Raw genomic sequence first — 20,311 nt, 5'->3', positions numbered from 1 at the left:
AACATCGCCGATCCTGGCGATGGCGCGGCGAGCCGCCGAGTTGCGCGCCGCGGGCCGCGACGTCATCGACCTGACGCTTGGCGAGCCGGATTTCGCGCCACCTGCGCATGTCGGCGAGGCCGCCGTCGAAGCCGCCCTCCGCCCACTGGGCTACACGCCGTCAAACGGCATTCCAGCCCTGCGTGAAGCGGCGCTCGCGGCAATCGCGCGCGATCGTGGGCTGCTTTACGGGGGCGACGAGATCGCCGTCGGGTGCGGCGCGAAACAAGTCATCTTCAACGCCTTCATGGCGACCTTGACGAAAGGTGACGAGGTCATCATCCCAACGCCGTATTGGGCGAGCTATCCCGATATGGTGCGCCTCGTGGGAGCCTCACCGGTTTTCATTCACTGTCCGGCCGGCACCGGATTTCGTCTGTCGCCTGACGATCTCGCCGCTGCGATCACGCCGCGCACGCGCTGGATCATCATCAATGCTCCCGGCAATCCTTCGGGCGTCGACTACGATGGCGAGCATCTCCACGCCTTGGCCGAGGTCCTGCGCAGGCACCCCCACGTCATGGCGATGTCCGATGAGATCTATGCCCATATCCGCTACGCCGACGAAGCCTATGCCAGCCTGGCAATGGTCGCTCCCGATCTGCGCTCTCGCATTCTGATCGTCGACGGTGTCTCAAAAGCCTACGCCATGACAGGTTGGCGCGTGGGATGGGGTTTCGGCCCGGCCGATCTGATCGCCCGGATATCGGCGATCCAGGGACAGAACTGCACGCAGACAGCGACGCTCAGCCAGATCGCTGCCGTGGCGGCGCTGACGGGGCCGCAGCAAGTGCTCGCCGAGCGCAAAGCCATCTATCGCGCCCGCCGTGATTCCGGGGTCGCCCTGCTGTCGCGCAGCGATCACCTGCAGACGATCACACCGGCTGGCGCATTCTACCTCTTTCCCGCCTTGAAGCGGGGCCTGGACGATGTAGCGGTCGCCGACAGGCTGCTCGAGGCCGGCGTCGCCACAGTGCCGGGCAGTGCATTCGGGGCGCCTGGCCATTTGCGGCTATCATTCGCGACAGAGCTGGGCACTCTGGACGAGGGCTGCCGTCGCATCGTCGCCGCTCTGGGGGCTTCGCTGTGACGGGCGCGGTCATTCTGGCGCTGTTGCCGATCCTGCTGCTCATTGGGCTCGGCGTCGTCCTGCGCCAGCGCCGGTTTGTCGCCGAAAGCTTCTGGGCGCAGGCGGAGCGCCTCGGCTATTTCGTGCTGCTGCCCGCATTGTTTTTCCACGGGCTCGCCATGGCTGATCTCGGGTCGCTGGCAGTCGCCGAGCTCGCGATGACGCTGATCCTGTCGACCTTGATCGTCGCCTGTCTCGTGGTACTGGCCCGTCCGCTCATGGGCGTAGACGGGCCTGGCTTCACGTCGATCTTCCAGGGCAGCGTTCGCTTCAACAACTATGTTGGCGTCACGCTCGCAGCGGGCCTCTTCGGAGCCCAGGGCATCGCGCTTGCCGCAATCTGCAACGCTGCAATCGTGCCGACGGTCAATGTGCTTTGCGTGCTCGTCTTCGCGCGCCATGGCACGGCGCGGCTGGATGCACGTGGTATCCTCAGGCACCTGGCGATGAACCCGCTGGTCGTCTCCTGCCTTGCCGGCATCGCTTTCCAGTTGATCGGACTGCGCATCCCTCCCGGTGTTGAGCCCGCGCTGCGTTCGCTGGGCGCGGCCTCGCTGCCTCTGGGTCTTCTCTGCGTCGGCGCAGCGTTGGAGTTCCACGCGGCCCGAAGCTGGATCGCTCCGGTGGCCATCTCGTCGCTGGTCAAGTTTCTGGCAATGCCGCTGGCAACGCTCCTTGTGGCCAAGGGATTGGGGCTCCAGGGCCAGGCGCTGACAACCGCACTGCTGTTCCAAGTCCTGCCGACGGCCTCTTCCGCCTACATCATGGCCCGGCAACTGGGTGGCAACGCGCCACTCATGGCTGGGATCACCGCCACCCAGACAGTGCTTGCCTTTGCCATCATCCCCATCGTCCTGATCAGCCTTCTGACAATGGGTCTTTTCTAGATGCGGGAAACGTCCGCTGGCGGCCATCCGTGCGCGGCGCGGCCGCCCTGTGCCGCCTCAACCCCGCTTCGGGGCCCCTCCGCTTCGCTCTGGTGACGACGGCATCCCACGATCGAGATGCCCTGGACGAGCAGGCAGCCGCCTGCCCTAGCCTGCGTGTTCTGCCGCCTCGCGGGTAAAAACGACCCAGCAGCAATGACCGGCGACTGTCATGGGGGGCCGTTGATCGTGTCGGATTCCGATCTCGCGAAGGCATTGCGGGATGCAGACGTTGCGAGACGATCGGTTTTGAAAGCGGGCCATAGCGTCGCCGCGAATGTCCGAAAGTTCTGCAATCCGATTTGCGCGCCCGCCCCGGTGAGCGCTCAACCGCACAGGGTCAAAAACGCCGAAGCGAAAGCAAAATTCAATACTCTAGGCTATAAACTTCGATTCAAGGGGCGATAAAAGGCAGATGTAATGGCTGCGCTAACGCATAAATTACCATACAGCCTGCACGAAACCAGTATAAAAGTAAAATTTTATGTTGCGTTTTCCGGTTTATTAATCCTAATTCTGATGTTGGTCGCGCTTTCCGTTTATTCGGTCCGTGAACAATCCGCCTATCACGGGCAACTTGACGTTTCCTCGCGGGCTGCCGCCAACGTCGAAAAGGTCAACGGCCTGATCTTCGCCGTCGTCATGGAATCACGCGGCATCTACATGTCGAGCGATATGGCGGCTGTGAAGCGCTATGGCGACGCGCTCCTGCAGCGAAACCGCGAATTGGCCGAGGTCTTGGATCAATGGCAGCAGATCGTTCGCGATGACGACACGGAACTCTTCGCGGCCTTCAAGACCCGTGTCTCTGAGTTTATCCGTTTCCGCGCAGAGCTCGTGCGGCGCGCGAACACCATCGGCCAGGCAGCAGGTCGCGAATGGGGAGACAACGACGCGAACCGCAAGGTGCGCATCGCGCTCAACGAGGATCTCGCGGCTCTCGCCACGGTCTATTTCAAGCGCGCCCACGCCAACGCAAAGCTGGGAGAGCAGGTCGAGTTCACGACTATATTGCTGATGATCGTCGGCATCGGCGCTATCGCCCTGACCTGGCTGGTGGCCTCTCAGTTCAAGGCCTCGGTGATCGAGCCGCTGCTCGCCATCACATGGGCAACCGACAGCATCGCCTCCGGCAAGATGATGGCGGCAATCCCGCACGCCAGCAGAAAGGATGAAATCGGCAAGCTCGCTTTGGCTGTCCAGCAACTGCAGAGCACGACCGAGCGAAACCGCGAACTCCAGAAGAGCGAACTGGCGACGTCGCGGGAACGCGATCACCTCGAAGAAAACAAGGTCCATCTCATCGCAGCGATCAATAACATGGCCCAGGGCCTGATCATGCTTGATGTGCACGCAAACGTCATTCTCATGAACGAATCCTACCGGAAGATGTATCATCTGCCGAAGGAGCTCATGGCTTCGCGCTGCAATCTTCGCGACATACTGCGATACCGCGCCGAATCCGGCCTGTTTTCCGGAGACACCAAAACTTACGTCAAAACCATCCTGACCCGGATCGCACTCGGCCAACCCTCAGTAAGCCATGTCGATTTGAAAGACGGCCGCAAGATCCGCGTGTTCGAGCAGCCGACACCCGATGGCGGCTGGGTCGCGACCCATGAGGACTTCACCAAACAGCAGCAGCTTCAGCAGACGCTGGAGCGCATGGAGCGCTTGTTTGGAACGATCGTCGAGAATGTGCACGAGGCCATCCTGGCCAAGGACGCGCTCAGCCATCGCTATCTGCTCGTCAACCGGGCCGCGGAAACCCTGTTCGGCCTGCCGCGCGCCGACATTGTCGGACGAACGGCACGCGATGTCTTCGGCGAGGAGACTGCCGAGGCGATCGAGGGCACCAGCAAGACCTCGCCCGCCAAGGCCGCCGCGGTTGCGATCCGGAGGATCACGACGCCCGGCAATGGCGAGCGCGTCGCGGCAATCCGGCATCTTCCCGCTTCGGACGGTGAAGATGGAGCGCAGTACCTGATCAGCCTGATCGAAGACCGGACCGAACAGGCCGCCGCGATACCCCGGCTGCGGGCAGGCTGAGCGGCTGCAGACGTTGCGATTACCGCGGGCTGGATGCCGCGGGATTTGAGAACGATGTACATTGCGCCGCCGTGGCGGCAGACTTCAGTCACGATGGCGAGCTTCAGCTTGCCGACATAGGCTGCCCTGCCGAAGAGCGCTGAACCAGAGAGACGCATGCCGGTCGAACGCGAGATCTTCGGGCATCTGCCGGATGGCACCGCCATCGAGCGCGTCACGCTCAGGCGCAATGGCGGGCTGACGGCGCGCATCATCAGCTATGGCGCCGCTCTCCAGGCGCTGCTGGTGGCCGACAGTGCAGGGGCGATCGACGACGTCGTCCTCGGCTTTGACGCGCTCGAGCCCTATACCCGGCCGGGCTGCTATTTTGGCATGACGGTCGGGCGCTACGCCAACCGCATTGCGGGCGGACGCTTCGTCATCGATGGGGCGCAGGTTTCGCTTGCCTGCAACAATGGCCGCAATGCGTTGCATGGCGGCATCAATGGCTTCAGCCGCAAGGCCTGGAGGATCGTCTCGGCGGAGGATGGACCGGTTCCCACGCTGACGCTGGCCTGCCGCAGCCCCGATGGCGAGGAAGGCTATCCCGGCACGGTCGAGACGCAGGTGCGTTATAGCCTGCCGGCCCCTGATGAACTCCTGCTCGACATCGCCGCGACGAGCGACCGGGCGACGGTGGTCAACCTGACCAATCACAGCTTCTTCAATCTCGATGGCACGATGGCGGGCGATATCCTCCAGCACCGGCTGCAGATCGCAGCCGATCATTTCCTGGCGGTAGACGAGACCGCGATCCCGTTGCAGGAGCCGCCGCGAGACGTCACTGGCACGCCGTTCGATTTCCGCCAGCCGCATCCGATCGGCGCCCGCATCCGGCAGCCCGACGAACAGCTGCGGCGCGGCCGCGGCTACGACCATAATTTCTGCCTGGCTCCTGCGGATGGCTTGCCGGGGGATGATTTGCCGACAGATGCCTTGCGTCTGGCCGCTCGCGTCGAGGCGCCCCGCTCCGGGCGGATCATGGAGCTCCATACCAATCAGCCCGGTCTGCAGCTCTATTCCGGCAATTTTCTCGACGGCAGCGTGGCGGGCAAGCATGGCAGGCTTCACCGCCAGGCCGACGCCTTTTGCCTGGAGCCGCAGATCTGGCCCGACGCACCCAATCGTCCGGATTTCCCATCGGCCAGGCTGACGCCGGGCATGATCTACCGACATCGCACGCTCTATCGCTTCACCGCCTGAGCGGCCCCGGCCTGTCGCTGCCCATTAGTAAGATAGTATGACTATTTACAGGCTCAAAAGACCCCGGTAGAACGAGGCTGCGCACGTAGAGGCGCCTCGATTGATAATGTTCCGGGAGAAGCTCATGCGCCGTCTTTCATCCATGACCACGCTGCTTGCCGCGACCATGCTGGCCGGCGGTCTCAATGCCGCCCGCGCGGCGGAACTCACAGTCGGCTTTTCACAGATCGGCTCGGAATCGGGCTGGCGCGCAGCCGAAACATCGGTCTCCAAGAGCGAGGCCAAGAAACGCAACATCACGCTCAAGATCGCCGATGCGCAGCAGAAGCAGGAGAACCAGATCAAGGCGATCCGCTCCTTCGTCGCGCAGGGCGTCGACGCGATCTTCCTCGCGCCCGTCGTCTCGAGCGGCTGGGATTCCGTGCTGAAGGAAGCCAAGGAAGCCAAGATCCCGGTCATCCTGCTCGATCGCGACATCGATCCGGCGGGCAAGGAGCTTTATCTGACCGCCGTGACCTCCGACAGCGTCCATGAGGGCGAGGTCGCCGGCAAATGGCTCGCCAAGACGGTCGGCTCCAAGCCCTGCAACGTCGTCGAGCTGCAGGGCACGGTCGGCGCCAGCGTCGCGACCAACCGCAAGAAGGGCTTCGACACGGCGATCGCATCAGCCTCCAACATCAAGGTGGTGCGCAGCCAGACCGGCGACTTCACCCGCGCCAAGGGCAAGGAGGTGATGGAGAGCTTCATCAAGGCCGAGGGCGGCGGCAAGTCGATCTGCGCCGTCTATGCGCATAATGACGACATGATGGTCGGTGCGATCCAGGCCATGAAGGAAGCCGGCCTCAAGCCGGGCAAGGACGTGCTGACCGTCTCGATCGACGCGGTGCCCGACATCTTCAAGGCGATCGCGGCCGGCGAGGCCAATGCCACGGTCGAATTGACGCCCGACATGGCCGGCCCCGCCTTCGACGCGCTGACCGCCTACAAGAGCAAGGGCACTGTCCCGCCCAAATGGATCCAGACCGAATCCAAGCTCTACACCGCCGCCGACAATCCGCAGAAGGTCTACGACTCCAAGAAGGGCCTCGGCTACTGAGAGCCTGAGGGCGCGCACGCCTCCCTCCTCCGAGCTTGTTCCCACGGCCGCGCCAACGGCGCGGCCTGCGTGGAGTTCGTGCCCATGTCTTTGCCCCCGACCATGACCTTACCCCCGACCGCCGTGCCGCCGATCGACGCCATGCCGCTCCTGGCCGTACGCGGGCTCTCGAAGAGTTTCGCGGGGTTTCCCGCGCTCGCCGGGATCGACGTCACGCTCCGGCATGGCGAGATCCATGCCCTGCTCGGCGAGAACGGCGCAGGCAAGTCGACCTTCATCAAGGCGGTCACCGGCGTCATCGCGCGCGACGCGGGAACCGTGGCGCTGGAGGGCGCCGAGATCGCCCCCCATTCGGCGCAGGAGGCGCTGCAAGCCGGCATCGCGACCGTCTACCAGGAGGTCAGCCTGCTGCCCAACCTCTCGGTCGCGCAAAACCTGTTCCTCGGTCGCCAGCCGATGCGCTTCGGCCTCGTGCGGGAAGGCGAGATGCGCCGCCGCGCGGCGGCCCTGCTGCGTGGTTTCGACCTCGATATCGATGTCGCCGCGCCACTGGGCGACTATTCGGTCGCCGTGCAGCATCTGGTGGCGATCGCGCGCGCCGTCGACATGTCGGCACGGATCCTGATCTTGGACGAGCCGACGGCCAGCCTCGACACTCATGAGGTCGAGACCCTGTTCCGCGTCATGCGCGGTCTCGCCGGCCGGGGCCTCGGCATCCTCTTCGTCACCCATTTCCTCGACCAGGTCTATGCGATCAGCGACCGCATCACGGTGCTGCGGAACGGCAAGCTCGTCGGCGAGCGCGAGACGGCAGCGCTGCCGCGCATGGAGCTGATCAGGATGATGCTGGGCCGCGAGCTGAGCGAGGCCACCTCGGAGCATCCGGCCAAGGACGCAGCCGAGGCCGCGCCCGCAGCGGGCGGTGCGATCCGGTTCGAGGGCTTCGGCAAGGCCGGCTATGTCGCGCCTTTCGACCTCGCTCTGGCAAGCGGCGAGGTGGTCGGGCTTGCCGGCCTGCTCGGCTCGGGGCGCACGGAGACGGCACGCCTGCTGTTCGGGGTGGAAGCCGCCGATAGCGGCCGCCTCACCATCGACGGCCGCAGCGTGCGCCTGACGTCGCCGCGCGACGCGATCGCGCAGGGCTTCGGCTATTGCCCGGAGGAGCGCAAGACCGAAGGCATCGTCGCCGAACTCACGGTGCGCGAGAACATCGTGCTCGCCGTCCAGGCGCGGCGCGGCGCGCTGCATCCGCTCTCGCGGCGGGAGCAGGACGAGATCGCGCGGCGCTTCATCACCATGCTCGACATCCGCCCGCCTGATCCCGAGCGCCCGATCGGGCTGCTTTCGGGCGGCAACCAGCAAAAGGCCCTGCTGGCGCGCTGGCTGGCGACACAGCCGCGCCTTCTCATTCTCGACGAACCGACGCGCGGCATCGATGTCGGCGCCCATGCCGAGATCATCCGCCTGATCCGGCAGCTCTGCACCGAGGGCCTCGCCCTCGTCGTGATCTCGTCCGAACTGGAGGAGATCGTGAGCTATGCCGATCGGGTCGTGGTGATGCGCGACCGCAGGCAGATCGCCACACTCGAGGGCGAGGCCGTGAACGTCACCGCGATCCTGCAGGCGATCGCGGCCGACGCAGCCCCGCTCGCGGCGTGAGGAAGCCGATCCGATGAGCTTCACCCTGCCCCGCAAGGGCCTGCCGCAAATCGCAGCCTTCATCTTGGTGCTGCTGATCAATTTCGCCGTCTCGCCGCAGTTCTTCGACCTCAGGCTGCAGGATGGCCGCCTGTTCGGCAGCCTCATCGACGTGTTCAACCGCGGCGCGCCCGTGGCGCTCCTGTCGCTCGGCATGGTGCTGGTCGTGGCGACCAGGGGAATCGATCTCTCGGTCGGCGCGGTGATGGCGATTTCAGGCGCGCTCGCGGCGACGCTGGCCGATACGCAGCCGCTGCCCGTCGTCCTGCTGGCGGCGCTGGGTGCGGGGCTGCTCTGCGGGCTCTGGAACGGCATCCTCGTCGCCGTGCTCGGCATCCAGCCGATCGTCGCGACGCTGATCCTGATGGTTGCCGGGCGCGGCATCGCGCAATTGATCACCGAGGGCAGGATCGTCACCTTCACCTCGCCCGGCCTCGCCTGGTTCGGCGGCGGTTCGATCCTGGGACTGCCGGTCCCGGTCGTGCTGACCGCGTCGGTGCTGGCGGTGGCGGCGCTTGTCGTCCGCGGCAGCGCGCTCGGGCTGCTGATCGAGGCGACCGGCGCCAATGCCCGCGCCAGCGCGCTCGCCGGCATCGAGACGCGCATGACCACCATTGCGGTCTATGTCTGGAGCGGTTTCTGCGCGTCCCTGGCCGGGATCGTCGCTGCGGCCGACATCCTGGGCGCGGACGCCAACAATGCCGGGCTCTGGCTCGAGCTCGACGCCATCCTGGCGGTCGTGATCGCCGGCAGCTCGCTCCTGGGCGGCCGCTTCAGCCTCGCTCTGGCGGTGCTGGGCGCGCTGATCATCCAGGCGATGAACACCGGCATCCTGCTGGCCGGCTTCAAGCCCGAATTCAACCTCGTGGTGAAGGCGGTCGTCGTCCTGGTGGTGCTGCTGGCGCAATCGCCGCGCCTGTCCGCCATCGGCGTCCTGCTGGCCCGGAGATCGGCATGACGCGCTACCTCCCGGTCATCGTCACCGCCGCCGTCTTCGCGCTCGGCTACGCCATCTGCGCGCTCCAGTTCCCCGCCTTCCTGTCGACGCGCGTGATCGCGGACCTTTTGACCGACAACGCCTTCCTCGGCATCCTGGCGGTTGGCATGACCTTCGTGATCATCTCGGGCGGCATCGACCTGTCGGTCGGTTCGGTCGTGGGGTTCACGACGGTCTTCCTCGCCCTGGCGATCGGGACATGGAACATTCCCCCCTTGCTCGCCTTCATGCTCGTGCTGCTGGTCGCGACGCTATTCGGCGCCACGATGGGTGCGCTCATCCAGGGCTTCGAGATGCCGCCCTTCATCGTGACGCTGGCGGGCATGTTCCTGGCGCGCGGCGCGAGCTTCCTGCTCTCGACCGAGTCGATCCCGGTCACCGCGCCGCTCTACGGCGCGATTTCCGACTTCGCGCTGCGCCTGCCCGGCGGCGGTCGGCTGAGCGTCGTCGGGCTGATCATGCTCGCGGTCTTTCTGGCCGGCGGCATCCTGCTCCATCTCACGCGTTTCGGCACGAACGTCTACGCGCTGGGCGGCAGCCGGGTCTCGACCGGGCTGATGGGGATCTCGGTGGGCCGGCACACGGTCGCGATCTATGCCCTGTCGAGCTTCCTGGCGGGGCTGTCCGGCATCGTGTTCTCGCTCTACACCTCGTCGGGCTATTCGCTCTCGGCGGTGGGGGTCGAGCTCGACACCATCGCTGCCGTGGTGATCGGCGGCACGTTGCTGACAGGCGGCTACGGCTTCATGGCGGGAACGTTCCTGGGCGTTCTCATGCAGGGCCTGATTCAGACCTACATCAATTTCGACGGCACCTTGTCGAGCTGGTGGACCAAGATCGTCACCGGGGTCCTGCTGTTTGCCTTCATCGCTTTCCAGCAGGCGACGCTGGCGCTGGCCCGCCGCTCCGTGCGGGGCACTGCGGCAAAAGGGACCACGCCATGAAACCCGGAATCGTCGCGGTTCCCGAACGGCGGGAGCACTCCAACCACGCCGAGGTGGCGCGGATGATCGCAATCGACATCATCGCCGGCCGCGCCAAGGAAGGCTCCAAGCTCGCCGGCGATGCCGAGCTGATGCTGCGCTTCGGCGTGTCGCGCCCGGTGCTGCGCGAAAGCGTCAAGACGCTCGTCGCCAAGGGCCTGCTCACCACCAAGGCAAGGGTCGGCACGGTGGTGCGCGAGCGCGCCGCCTGGAACATGTTCGACAGCGACCTGCTCGCCTGGCACCTTCAGGCCGGCATAGACCGCCGCTTCCTGGACGATCTCGCCGAAATCCGGCTGGCGGTCGAGCCTCGTGCGGCGGCCCTGGCTGCAGAGCGCAGAACCGAGGCCGATCTCGCCGCGATGCGCGCGGGCCTGGCCGCGATGCAGCGCGAACCGTCCGATTCCGTGGCCTTCGCCAATGCCGATCTCGCGCTCCATGTCGCGGTCGCCAACGCTTCGGGCAATCCGTTCATGCGCTCGGTCGGCGGCGTCATCGACGTTGCGCTGCGGGCCTCCTTCCTGCTGAGCGCGCCGGTCGAGGAGCCCGAGCGCGACATCGTCATCATGACGCACAGGAAGATCGTCGACGCTATCGCTGCCCGCGACGTCGAGGGTGCAGCCGACGCCATGGTGGGTGTCATCTTCAACGGCTTGCGCCGTCACGGCGCGGCGCGCAGCGACCCCTCCGAACGGCTCCCCGGGGCGCATCGTCTCATCGCCCCTTCCCGCCTTCTCACAGACAAGGATTGAGCACCGCCATGCCTGCAGCGACCAGACCCTATCGCGGCGTCTTCCCCGTCGTACCGACCATCTTCCACGATGATGGCACGCTCGATCTGGAAGGCCAGCGCCGCTGCCTGGACTTCATGATCGAGGCCGGCTCGGACGGGCTGTGCATCCTGGCGAACTTCTCCGAACAGTTCGTGCTGACCGATGCCGAGCGCGACACGGTGATGGATGTGGCGCTCGACCATGTCGCGGGCCGGGTGCCGGTCATCGTGACGACGACGCATTTCAGCAGCGCGGTCTGCGCCGAGCGTTCGCGCCGCGCGCAGGACAAGGGCGCGGCCATGGTGATGATCATGCCGCCCTATCACGGCGCGACCTTCCGGGTCGGCGAGGCGGCGATCGAAGCCTTCTTCCGTCGCGTCTCGGATGCGATCTCGATCCCGATCATGATCCAGGACGCGCCGGTGGCCGGCACGCCGCTCTCGCCCGCCTTCCTGGCGAAGCTCGCCTGCGAGATCGAGAACGTCTCGTATTTCAAGATCGAGGTCGCCCAGGCCGCGGCCAAGCTGCGCACGCTGCTCGAACTGGGCGGCAAGACGATCGAGGGGCCATGGGATGGCGAGGAGGCGATCACGCTGATGGCCGATCTCGATGCGGGCGCGACCGGCGCAATGACCGGCGGCGGCTATCCCGACGGCATCCGCCAGATCGTCGACCCCTATTTCGCCGGGCGCCGCAATGAGGCTATGGCCGCCTATTCGCGCTGGCTGCCGCTGATCAATTACGAGAACCGCCAGACCGGCCTGTCGGCTGCGAAGATCCTGATGAAGGAGGGCGGGATCATCGGATCGGCTGCCTTGCGTCATCCGCTCGAACTGCCTCATCCCAAGACGCAGGCCGGGCTGATCGAGATCGCCAAAAGCCTCGACGCCGCGGTTCTGCGCTGGAGCAAATGAGCATGCTGCGCCTCGCTATCGTCGGATTGGGCAAGATCGCCCGCGACCAGCATCTGCCTGCGGTGGCGGGCCTGCCCGATATTGCGATCGCGGCGGTTGTCAGCCGCAATGCGAGGCTGGACGGCGTGCCCTGTTTCGAGACCCTCGAGGCGCTGTTTGCCTCCGATGTCGCGGTCGATGCGGTGGCGCTCTGCACGCCGCCGCAGGTGCGACGGGCCCAGGCCGCGCTCGCTTTGGCGGCCGGCAAGCATGTCATGCTGGAAAAGCCGCCGGGCGCGACCGTCAGCGAGCTTGCGCCGCTGATCGCCGTCGCGCGCGACAACGGCCTGACGCTGTTTGCGACCTGGCATTCCCGCCATGCGCCGGCCGTCGAACCGGCACGCGCCTTTCTCGCCGCCAAGCGGCCCTTGTCGGTCAAGATCGACTGGCGCGAAGATGTCCGGGTCTGGCATCCCGGCCAGGACTGGATTTTCGAGGCCGGCGGGCTTGGCGTGTTCGATCCCGGGATCAACGCGCTGTCGATCCTGACCCGCATCCTGCCGCGCCCGGTCTTTCTGCGGGGTGCCGGGCTCGCCTTTCCCGCCAATCGCGCGGCGCCGATCGCAGCCGAACTCGATCTTGCCGACGAGGCCGGCTTGCCGATCCGGGCGGAGTTCGATTTCCTGCAGACAGGGCCGCAAAGCTGGGACATGCGCATCGAGACGGAAGGCGGAACGCTGATGCTTTCAGCCGGCGGCGCCAAGCTCGCCCATGACGGCCGCCCGCTCGTCGACGAGGCGGAGGCGGAATATCCTGCGCTCTACCGCCGTTTCATCGCTCTCGTCGGCAGGCGTGAGAGCGATGTCGACCTGGCGCCCCTGCAGCTCGTGGCCGACGCCTTCCTGCTCGGGCAGCGTCGCAGCGTGGAGGCCTTCACATGGTGAGCGTGACGCAGGCAGTGACGCAAGCAGTCTTGCCCGCTCCCGAGCTGCTCGGCGAAACACGCTGCCATCTCGGCGAAGGGCCCGCCTATGACGCCGCGACCGACACCGCGTTCTGGTTCGACATCCTGGAGCGCAAGCTGTTCGAGGCTGATCTGGGAGCAGGCTCGGTGACCTGCCACGATCTGCCGCTGATGGCCTCGGCGCTGGCCATGGTCGACGATGAGCGCCAGATCGTCTCGACCGAGAGCGGGCTGCATCTGCGTTCCCGCCGGGACGGCTTAATGACGCTGTTTCGCGCCGTCGAGGCAGACAACCGCGCGACACGCTCCAATGATGCGCGTGCCCATCCCGGCGGTGCGTTCTGGTTCAGCATGATGAGCAAGAGCGCAAGGGCCGGCGCCGCCTCGATCTATGCGCTGTCGGGCGGCGAGGTCGTGCTGCTATTTTCCGGGCTGACGATCCCCAACGCGATCTGCTTCTCGGCCGACGGCCGGCAGGGGTTTTTCGCCGACACGGCGCAAAACGAGCTTTACCGTGTGCCGCTGGACCCCGTGACGGGGCTGCCGCGCGAGGCGCCCTCCTCGCTTGCACTGTCCGATGACGGCAAAGGGCTCGACGGCGCCGTGATCGATCGCGAGGGGCTGATCTGGATTGCCCGTTGGGGTGGCGCGCGCATCGATGTCTTCACCGATCAGGGCGAGGCCGTCCGCAGCCTGGCGGTGCCGGCGCGCCAGCCGAGCTGCCCGGTCTTCGTCGGCCGGGCCTTTGACCGCCTGCTGGTCACCAGCGCCTGGGAGGGACAGGATGAAGCAGCCCGCGCCGCCGATCCGCTGGGCGGCGCGACGTTCGTGTTCACCCCCAGTGCGGTCGGAAAGGCGGAGCCGCGGGTCAGGCTGGGAGCGCACTGACAGTCTCGTCTCAACCAAGACCGCTTGCAGGCGGCGATGAATGTTCAGCGAAATATTCAACCAAGGGAGAAAATGATGACATCCGGGATCACCAAGCTTCTGTCGGCTCTCGCGCTGGGCGCGCTCGCCTTTGCCGGGCCTGCGCTGGCGCAGTCCAAGCCCACCGTCGGCATCGCCATGCCGACGAAATCATCCGCCCGCTGGATCGCCGACGGCGACAACATCGTGAAGGTGCTGAAGGAACGCGGCTACAATACCGATCTGCAATATGCCGAGGACGAGATCCCCAACCAGCTCTCGCAGATCGAGAACATGGTCACCAAGGGGGCGAAGGTTCTGGTGATCGCCGCCATCGACGGCACCACCCTGTCCGACATCCTGCAGCAGGCGGCCGCTGCCGGCACCAAGGTGATCGCCTATGACCGCCTGATCCGGAACTCACCGAATGTCGATTATTATGCGACCTTCGACAACTTCAAGGTCGGGGTCCTGCAGGCGCAGACGCTGGTGAAGGGTCTCGGCCTGCCCGAGGCGAAGGGGCCGTTCAACATCGAGCTTTTCGGCGGCTCGCCGGACGATAACAACGCCTATTTCTTCTATGACGGTGCGATGTCGGTGCTGAAGCCCTTCATCGACTCCAAGCAGCTCGTGGTGGCGAGCGGCCAGATGGGCATGGACAAGGTCTCGACCCTGCGCTGGGACGGCGCAACCGCCCAGGCGCGCATGGATAACCTGCTCAGTGCCTTCTACAACAACAAGCGCATCGACGCCGTGCTCTCGCCCTATGACGGCATCTCGATCGGCATCCTGTCCTCCCTGAAGGGCGTCGGCTACGGCTCCGCTTCGATGAAGATGCCGCTGGTTTCGGGCCAGGATGCGGAGGTTCCCTCGGTCAAGTCGATCCTCGCCGGCGAGCAGTATTCGACCATCTTCAAGGACACCCGCGAGCTCGCCAAGGTCACCGCCGACATGGTCGATGCCATGCTCAGCGGCAAGGAGGTGCCGGTCAACGACACCAAGACCTACACCAACGGCCGCAAGACCGTGCCGTCCTATCTGCTCACCCCGGTCGCGGTCGACAAGTCGAACTGGGAAGCGATCCTGATCGCCTCGGGCTACTACAAGGCCGGGCAGATCAAGTAACGCGGCCCCATCCCGCGCGGCCCTGCTTTGGGCGGGGCCGTCGATCCATCCGGTCGCGGAGCAGATTGAATGAACCCGATCCTGGCCATGCGCGGCATCAGCAAGGCCTTCGCTGGCGTCAAGGCCCTGAGCGAGGTTTCGTTTTCGGTCGAGACGGCTGAGATCCACGCCGTCGTCGGCGAGAACGGCGCCGGCAAATCGACCCTGATGAAGGTGCTGAGCGGCGTTTACCCGCACGGCTCCTATGACGGGGCCATCATCTTCGACGGCGAGGAGCGGCGCTTCCGGGACATCACCGAATCCGAGGCGCTCGGCATCATCATCATCCATCAGGAGCTGGCGCTGATCCCGCTCCTCTCCATCGCCGAGAACATCTATCTGGCCAACCCGCCCACGAAATTCGGCGTGATCGACCAGGGCGCCGTCTATCGCGGCGCCCTGGCGCTGCTGGCCAAGGTCGGCCTCAACGAGGCGCCCGACACCCGCGTCATCGATCTCGGCGTCGGCAAGCAGCAGCTCGTCGAGATCGCCAAGGCGCTGTCCAAGGATGTCCGGCTCTTGATCCTGGACGAGCCGACCGCGAGCCTCAACGAGCGCGACAGCGAAGCGCTGCTCGACCTGCTGGTCGAATTGCGGGCGCAGGGCATCTCCTCGATCCTGATCTCGCACAAGCTCAACGAGGTCGCGCGCGTCGCCGACCACATCACCGTGCTGCGCGACGGGCGCACCGTCGACACGCTCGGCTGCCGCGCCGGCCCGGTCGAGGAAGACCGCATCATCCGCAGCATGGTCGATCGCGATCTCGAGCATCGCTATCCCAGGCGCGAGCCCAGGATAGGCCAAGAGAAGATCGGCGAGGTGATCTTCGAGGTTGAGGACTGGACGGTATTCCATCCGCAGGATGCCGGGCGGCGCGTGATCAAGGGCGTGGATTTCCAGGTCCGGCGCGGCGAGATCGTCGGCATCGCCGGGCTGATGGGCGCAGGCCGGACCGAATTCGCGATGAGCGTCTTCGGCCGCTCCTATGGCCGCCATATCAGCGGCCGCGCCAGGCTGGAGGGCCGCGAGGTCGATCTCTCCAGCGTGCGGCGCGCCGTCGATGCCGGGCTCGCCTATGTCACCGAAGACCGCAAGGAGCTCGGGCTCATCCTGGCCGAGGACATCCGCAAGAACATGACGCTGGCCAACCTGGCGGCGGTCGCTCCCGGCGGCGTCATCGACGACATGGCCGAGCTCAAGGTGGCGACGGGCTATCGCTCGCGCATGGGCATCCGCAGCGCCAGCGTCTACCAGGAGACCGGGCAGCTCTCGGGCGGCAACCAGCAGAAGGTCGTGCTGTCGAAATGGCTCTTCACCGAGCCAAAAGTCCTGATCCTGGACGAGCCGACGCGCGGCATCGACATCGGCGCCAAATACGAAATCTACTGCATCATCAACGAGCTCGCGGATTCCGGGCGCGGCGTCATCGTGATCTCGTCGGAAATGCCGGAACTGCTGGGCATCTGCGACCGCATCTGCGTGATGAACGAGGGCGCCTTCGTCGGCGAATTCTCGGCGCAGGATGCGAGCCAGGAAAAAATCATGCGCGCCATCATGCGCAACGGGGAGGCCAGAGCATGAGCGGCGAAACCTTGAGCGGCGGGCCTGTGCGTCCGGCGGGCCACCACCTGAAGACGGGCCTGCGCGACTACGGCATGCTGATGTCGCTGGTGGCGATCATGCTGTTCTTCCAGGTCATGACCGGGGGCACGCTGCTGCGGCCGCTGAACCTGACCAATCTCGTGCTGCAGAACAGCTTCATCGTCATCATGGCGCTGGGAATGCTGCTCGTCATCGTCACCGGCCATATCGACCTGTCGGTCGGCTCGGTGGCGGGGGCGGTCGGCGCGGTCGCCGCCGTGCTGATGGTGCGCTACGAGATGCATTTCGTGCCAGCCGCTCTGATCTGCCTGGCGTTGGGCGCGCTGATCGGCGCAGCGCAAGGCTATTGGGTCGCCTATTTCAAGATCCCCTCCTTCATCGTGACGCTTGCCGGCATGCTCGTCTTCAAGGGGCTGGCGCTGGCGATCCTGCAGGGCCAGTCGCTGGGGCCGTTCCCGGTGACCTTCCAGAAGCTGTCCTCGGGCTTCATCCCCGAGTTGATGCCGGAAGCCGGCGCACTCTACCCGACCTCGCTGGCGATCGGGGCTGCGCTCGCGATCCTGCTCGTGGTGCTCAATCTCAAGAGCCGCGGGCGCCAGCAGAGCCATGGCGTCCCGGTCGAGCCGCAGGGCCTCTTCATCGCCAAGAACCTCGCCTTCTCCGCGATCATCCTCTACGCGACCTATCTCATCGCCTCCTATCGCGGGCTGCCGAACGTGCTCGTGGTGATGGGAGTGCTGATCGCGCTCTATGCCTTCGTGACGACGCGCACCAGCATCGGCCGGCAGATCTATGCGGTCGGCGGCAATGCGCGCGCCGCCAAGCTTTCGGGCGTGCGCACGGAATGGCTGACCTTCCTGACCTTCGTGAATATGGGCGTTCTGGCGGCGCTCGCCGGTCTCGTCTTCGCGGCGCGGCTCAACACAGCAACGCCAAAGGCGGGGCTGGGCTTCGAGCTTGACGTGATCGCCGCCTGCTTCATCGGCGGCGCTTCGGCCTATGGCGGGGTTGGGCGTGTCTCGGGGGCGGTGATCGGTGCGCTGATCATGGGCGTGATGAACAACGGCATGTCGATCCTGGGCATCGGCATCGACTATCAGCAGGTGATCAAGGGCCTCGTCCTGCTGGGGGCGGTCTGCCTCGACGTCTACAACCAGAAGCGCTGAGCGCCTGACCCGACATCAAGATCCATCATAAGCCTGGAGCAGGATGCTAGCGATCGCGCCGCCTGGGCTGCGACAGCGACGGCTCTATCAGGGCGTATGCATCATCGGATAAATCACGTGTATGGCGCTCACGCGCGACATCATATCGGTCCCGGCCGGCTTGGTTCCAAGGCATGTACCCTCACCGCCATGGACCGGCCAGCTGTCGCAGATACTGTCATGATCGGGCTTTCGGCATGTGTTTAGAACGCAAAGCGCCGGTGCGCCGGACCACGCCGCCACCTGAAAGCGTCGTTGCAAGCTGGTACGAGAATGCCAGCCTGCTCGACAGCTACAGCATCGATCTGAGTTCATCGGAACAGCACAGCATGCGCGTGCTGGCGACCCGGACAGTCGGCGATCAGCCGGCGTGGATCAAGGCGTTGGTCGCGCTGCGCGACGCCATGGTGACGCCCTTCGGCGTCAAAACCTCCGCCGAGGTCCGAGCGTCCAGGGCCGACACCGAACGCGTCGACTTCTTCCCGGTGCAATGGGAAGGCCAGGACGAGATCGTGCTGGGCGAGGATGATCGTCACCTGGACTTCCGACTGTCGCTGCTCCGCCGCAAGTCTCCGACCGGCACGCAGCTCATCGCGACAACCGTCGTGCACTCTCACAATGCCTTCGGCCTGACCTATCTCAGCCTGATCAGGCCGTTTCATCACCTCGTGGTCAGGGCCAACCTGGCACAGTTTGCACGCGCACAAGGTTAGGTGCGCCACGAAGACCTTGATGTCCGCCCCTCCAAGTGGACGCCGATTCGCAAAAAAAACGTGTTAAAACAAAGAGTTGGAGCAGTTTTCGATCAAGTTGATTCAGACGCTGCTCCAGCGGGTTTTCGAGCGCAGCCGGCACCGGTTCGTGCGAAGAAAACCTGTTGAAACAAAGAGCTAGCGCAGTTTCCGATCAAGTTGATTCAAAAACCGCTCTAGTCGGACACGCCCTCGCGCCCGGCGATCGTCATGCAGGTCGCGGTCAGCATGGCGCAGAGCTTGGGGGTGCCGCCCGAGATCGCGAAAACCTCGGCCATGGCGAGCGTCAAGGTGCGCCCGGCCTTGATCACCTTGCCCCTGGCGAGCAGGCGCTCGGCGGCGGCCGGCGCAAGCAGGTTGATCTTGAACTCGGCCGTCAGCACGCCCACCCCCGCCGGCATCGTCGTCAGCGCCGCATAGCCCGCAGCGGAATCGGCGATGCTCGCGACCGCGCCGGCATGGACGAAGCCGTGCTGCTGGGTCAGATGCGCCGAGACCGGCAAGTCGATCTCGATCTCGCCGGGGCTGACACGAACCAAGCGCGCGCCGAGAGTGGTCATGAAGGCCTGTTTGGCGAAGCTGTCGGCGATGCGCCGGGCCATATCCTCCTGCGGGGGCGAGACATCCGGCATGAAAGCTCCTAAGCGGCTGCGACAGCCGCATCCTCATAGCGCGAAACATGCGCCGCTGCCGCGCGCAGATCGGCAAGCCCGGCTTCCGCCTGGACGCAATGCTCGGCGAGATGGCGGCGGAACAGGCGCGCACCGCGCTGGCCCGGGAACAGCCCGACCAGATGGCGCGTGAAGGCGTGCAATCGCCCGCCCCGCTCCAGATGCGCCGCGATGTGCGGCTCCAGCGCTTCCAGCATCGCGAAGGCATCCGCGACCGGCGCGGCTTCGCCGAAGAGCAGCGGATCGACCTGGAGCAGGATCTCGGGGTTCTGATAGGCCTCGCGGCCGATCATGACGCCGTCGAGATGGGCGAGATGGCGGCTCCATTCCTCCGGCGCGCGGATGCCGCCATTGATGGTGACGACAAGCTCGGGATTGGCCTGCTTCAGCCTGTAGGCGCGCTCATAGTCGAGCGGCGGCACCTCGCGGTTCTCCTTCGGCGAGAGCCCCTGGAGCCAGGCTTTGCGGGCATGGACGGTCAGGGCGTCGACGCCGGCCGCGCGCACCGCCGCAGTCAGCGCATCGAGCGCCTGCTCCGGATCCTGATCATCGACGCCGATGCGGCATTTCACCGTCACAGGGATGGAGACGGCCGCCTTCATCGCCGCGACGCAATCGCCGACGAGCGCCGGCTCGCGCATCAGGCAGGCCCCGAAGGCGCCGCCTTGGACGCGGTCCGAGGGGCAGCCGCAATTCAGATTGATCTCGTCATAACCGAAATCGGCGCCGATCCGCGCAGCCTGCGCCAGCAGGACAGGATCATTGCCGCCGAGCTGGAGCGCGACGGGATGCTCGAAGGCGTCGAAACCGATCAGGCGCTGGCGATCGCCCCGGATCACGGCCTGCGCCGTCACCATCTCGGTATAGAGCCGGGCGCGACGCGACATCAGGCGATGGATGATGCGGCAATGCCGATCAGTCCAATCCATCATCGGCGCCACGGAAAATCTATGTAGTTGATAGTCCTGCATTTTTCTCTTGCAAATCAGTGCATACGCGGCGTTTCGCGTGCCACCGGAGCCGAGCGCCGAGTTGATCCTGGTGAGGCTCCGCACGCGTCACACATCGCGCCTGGAAACATGCGGGGCACTCAACGACCCTCATATCAACGACATCTGCGGCCTCGGCAAGGCGCCTCTGCGCTCCAAGGCAGCGACTCGTGCTCCGACTTCGCTCGCCATCGCCGCCTCGAGCATGACGGCCTGATCACCGAAGGCACAGG

The 20,311-nt window shown here is 65.5% G+C and carries 18 protein-coding genes; 16 read left to right on the top strand and 2 right to left on the bottom strand.

Going from position 1 to position 20,311, the window contains the following annotated elements:
* Positions 1-19 precede the first annotated feature (19 nt).
* From J2Y55_RS20185 to J2Y55_RS20110, 16 genes are all read left to right on the top strand, one after another.
* Positions 20-1,129 carry a pyridoxal phosphate-dependent aminotransferase gene (locus tag J2Y55_RS20185; protein ID WP_310157244.1) on the top strand — a complete coding sequence of 370 codons (1,110 nt, stop codon included), beginning with the start codon at positions 20-22 and terminating at the stop codon, positions 1,127-1,129.
* Positions 1,126-2,055 carry an AEC family transporter gene (locus J2Y55_RS20180; RefSeq protein ID WP_310157242.1) on the top strand — a complete coding sequence of 310 codons (930 nt, stop codon included), beginning with the start codon at positions 1,126-1,128 and terminating at the stop codon, positions 2,053-2,055. Before J2Y55_RS20185 ends, J2Y55_RS20180 begins: the two co-directional genes overlap by 4 nt.
* 459 nt (positions 2,056-2,514) lie before the next feature.
* Positions 2,515-4,143, top strand: coding sequence for a PAS-domain containing protein (locus tag J2Y55_RS20175; RefSeq protein ID WP_310157240.1), 1,629 nt, complete (start codon positions 2,515-2,517; stop codon positions 4,141-4,143).
* 156 nt (positions 4,144-4,299) lie between these two features.
* Positions 4,300-5,385: an aldose epimerase family protein gene (locus J2Y55_RS20170; protein WP_310157239.1), complete on the top strand. Its 1,086-nt coding sequence runs from the start codon at positions 4,300-4,302 to the stop codon at positions 5,383-5,385.
* A 142-nt stretch (positions 5,386-5,527) separates the two neighbouring features.
* Complete coding sequence (gene ytfQ, locus J2Y55_RS20165; protein WP_310157510.1) at positions 5,528-6,481, top strand: galactofuranose ABC transporter, galactofuranose-binding protein YtfQ; 954 nt, start codon at positions 5,528-5,530, stop codon at positions 6,479-6,481.
* A gap of 102 nt (positions 6,482-6,583) precedes the next feature.
* The gene (locus J2Y55_RS20160) at positions 6,584-8,140 is read left to right on the top strand and encodes a sugar ABC transporter ATP-binding protein (protein WP_310157508.1); all 1,557 of its coding nucleotides are present in this window, start codon (positions 6,584-6,586) and stop codon (positions 8,138-8,140) included.
* 13 nt (positions 8,141-8,153) lie between these two features.
* Positions 8,154-9,137, top strand: a complete 984-nt coding sequence (locus J2Y55_RS20155; RefSeq protein WP_310157236.1) for an ABC transporter permease — start codon at positions 8,154-8,156, stop codon at positions 9,135-9,137.
* The gene (yjfF, locus tag J2Y55_RS20150; protein WP_310157234.1) at positions 9,134-10,120 is read left to right on the top strand and encodes a galactofuranose ABC transporter, permease protein YjfF; all 987 of its coding nucleotides are present in this window, start codon (positions 9,134-9,136) and stop codon (positions 10,118-10,120) included. The genes J2Y55_RS20155 and yjfF overlap by 4 nt, the downstream gene beginning before the upstream one ends.
* Complete coding sequence (locus J2Y55_RS20145) at positions 10,117-10,911, top strand: FadR/GntR family transcriptional regulator (protein ID WP_310157232.1); 795 nt, start codon at positions 10,117-10,119, stop codon at positions 10,909-10,911. Before yjfF ends, J2Y55_RS20145 begins: the two co-directional genes overlap by 4 nt.
* A gap of 8 nt (positions 10,912-10,919) precedes the next feature.
* The gene (locus J2Y55_RS20140) at positions 10,920-11,846 is read left to right on the top strand and encodes a dihydrodipicolinate synthase family protein (protein ID WP_310157230.1); all 927 of its coding nucleotides are present in this window, start codon (positions 10,920-10,922) and stop codon (positions 11,844-11,846) included.
* The gene (locus J2Y55_RS20135) at positions 11,843-12,769 is read left to right on the top strand and encodes a Gfo/Idh/MocA family protein (protein WP_310157228.1); all 927 of its coding nucleotides are present in this window, start codon (positions 11,843-11,845) and stop codon (positions 12,767-12,769) included. The genes J2Y55_RS20140 and J2Y55_RS20135 overlap by 4 nt, the downstream gene beginning before the upstream one ends.
* Positions 12,763-13,677: an SMP-30/gluconolactonase/LRE family protein gene (locus J2Y55_RS20130; protein ID WP_310157226.1), complete on the top strand. Its 915-nt coding sequence runs from the start codon at positions 12,763-12,765 to the stop codon at positions 13,675-13,677. The genes J2Y55_RS20135 and J2Y55_RS20130 overlap by 7 nt, the downstream gene beginning before the upstream one ends.
* 75 nt (positions 13,678-13,752) lie before the next feature.
* Positions 13,753-14,820, top strand: coding sequence for a multiple monosaccharide ABC transporter substrate-binding protein (gene chvE, locus J2Y55_RS20125; RefSeq protein WP_310157224.1), 1,068 nt, complete (start codon positions 13,753-13,755; stop codon positions 14,818-14,820).
* Positions 14,821-14,889: 69 nt separating this feature from the next.
* A complete protein-coding gene (gene mmsA / locus J2Y55_RS20120; protein WP_310157223.1) occupies positions 14,890-16,440 on the top strand; it encodes a multiple monosaccharide ABC transporter ATP-binding protein in 1,551 nt (516 codons plus the stop codon).
* Positions 16,437-17,627: a multiple monosaccharide ABC transporter permease gene (gene mmsB, locus J2Y55_RS20115; protein WP_310157220.1), complete on the top strand. Its 1,191-nt coding sequence runs from the start codon at positions 16,437-16,439 to the stop codon at positions 17,625-17,627. Before mmsA ends, mmsB begins: the two co-directional genes overlap by 4 nt.
* Positions 17,628-17,887: 260 nt before the next feature.
* Positions 17,888-18,379: a DUF2867 domain-containing protein gene (locus J2Y55_RS20110; protein ID WP_310157218.1), complete on the top strand. Its 492-nt coding sequence runs from the start codon at positions 17,888-17,890 to the stop codon at positions 18,377-18,379.
* Positions 18,380-18,594: 215 nt separating this feature from the next.
* Here the strand turns inward: J2Y55_RS20110 and J2Y55_RS20105 are convergent, their stop codons facing one another.
* Together J2Y55_RS20105 and dusA are read right to left on the bottom strand one after the other, a co-directional pair.
* Complete coding sequence (locus tag J2Y55_RS20105; RefSeq protein WP_310157216.1) at positions 18,595-19,050, bottom strand: PaaI family thioesterase; 456 nt, start codon at positions 19,048-19,050, stop codon at positions 18,595-18,597.
* A gap of 8 nt (positions 19,051-19,058) precedes the next feature.
* Positions 19,059-20,060 (bottom strand): tRNA dihydrouridine(20/20a) synthase DusA, encoded by a 1,002-nt coding sequence (dusA, locus tag J2Y55_RS20100; RefSeq protein WP_310157214.1) that lies wholly within the window; start codon positions 20,058-20,060, stop codon positions 19,059-19,061.
* Between the last annotated feature and the right edge of the window lie 251 nt (positions 20,061-20,311).

The sequence above is a fragment of the Allobosea sp. BE125 genome (genome assembly GCF_031456075.1).
GTDB lineage: Bacteria > Pseudomonadota > Alphaproteobacteria > Rhizobiales > Beijerinckiaceae > Allobosea.
The sequence above is the reverse complement of the archived record's forward strand: the minus strand, read 5'-3'. Positions and strand labels throughout refer to the sequence as shown.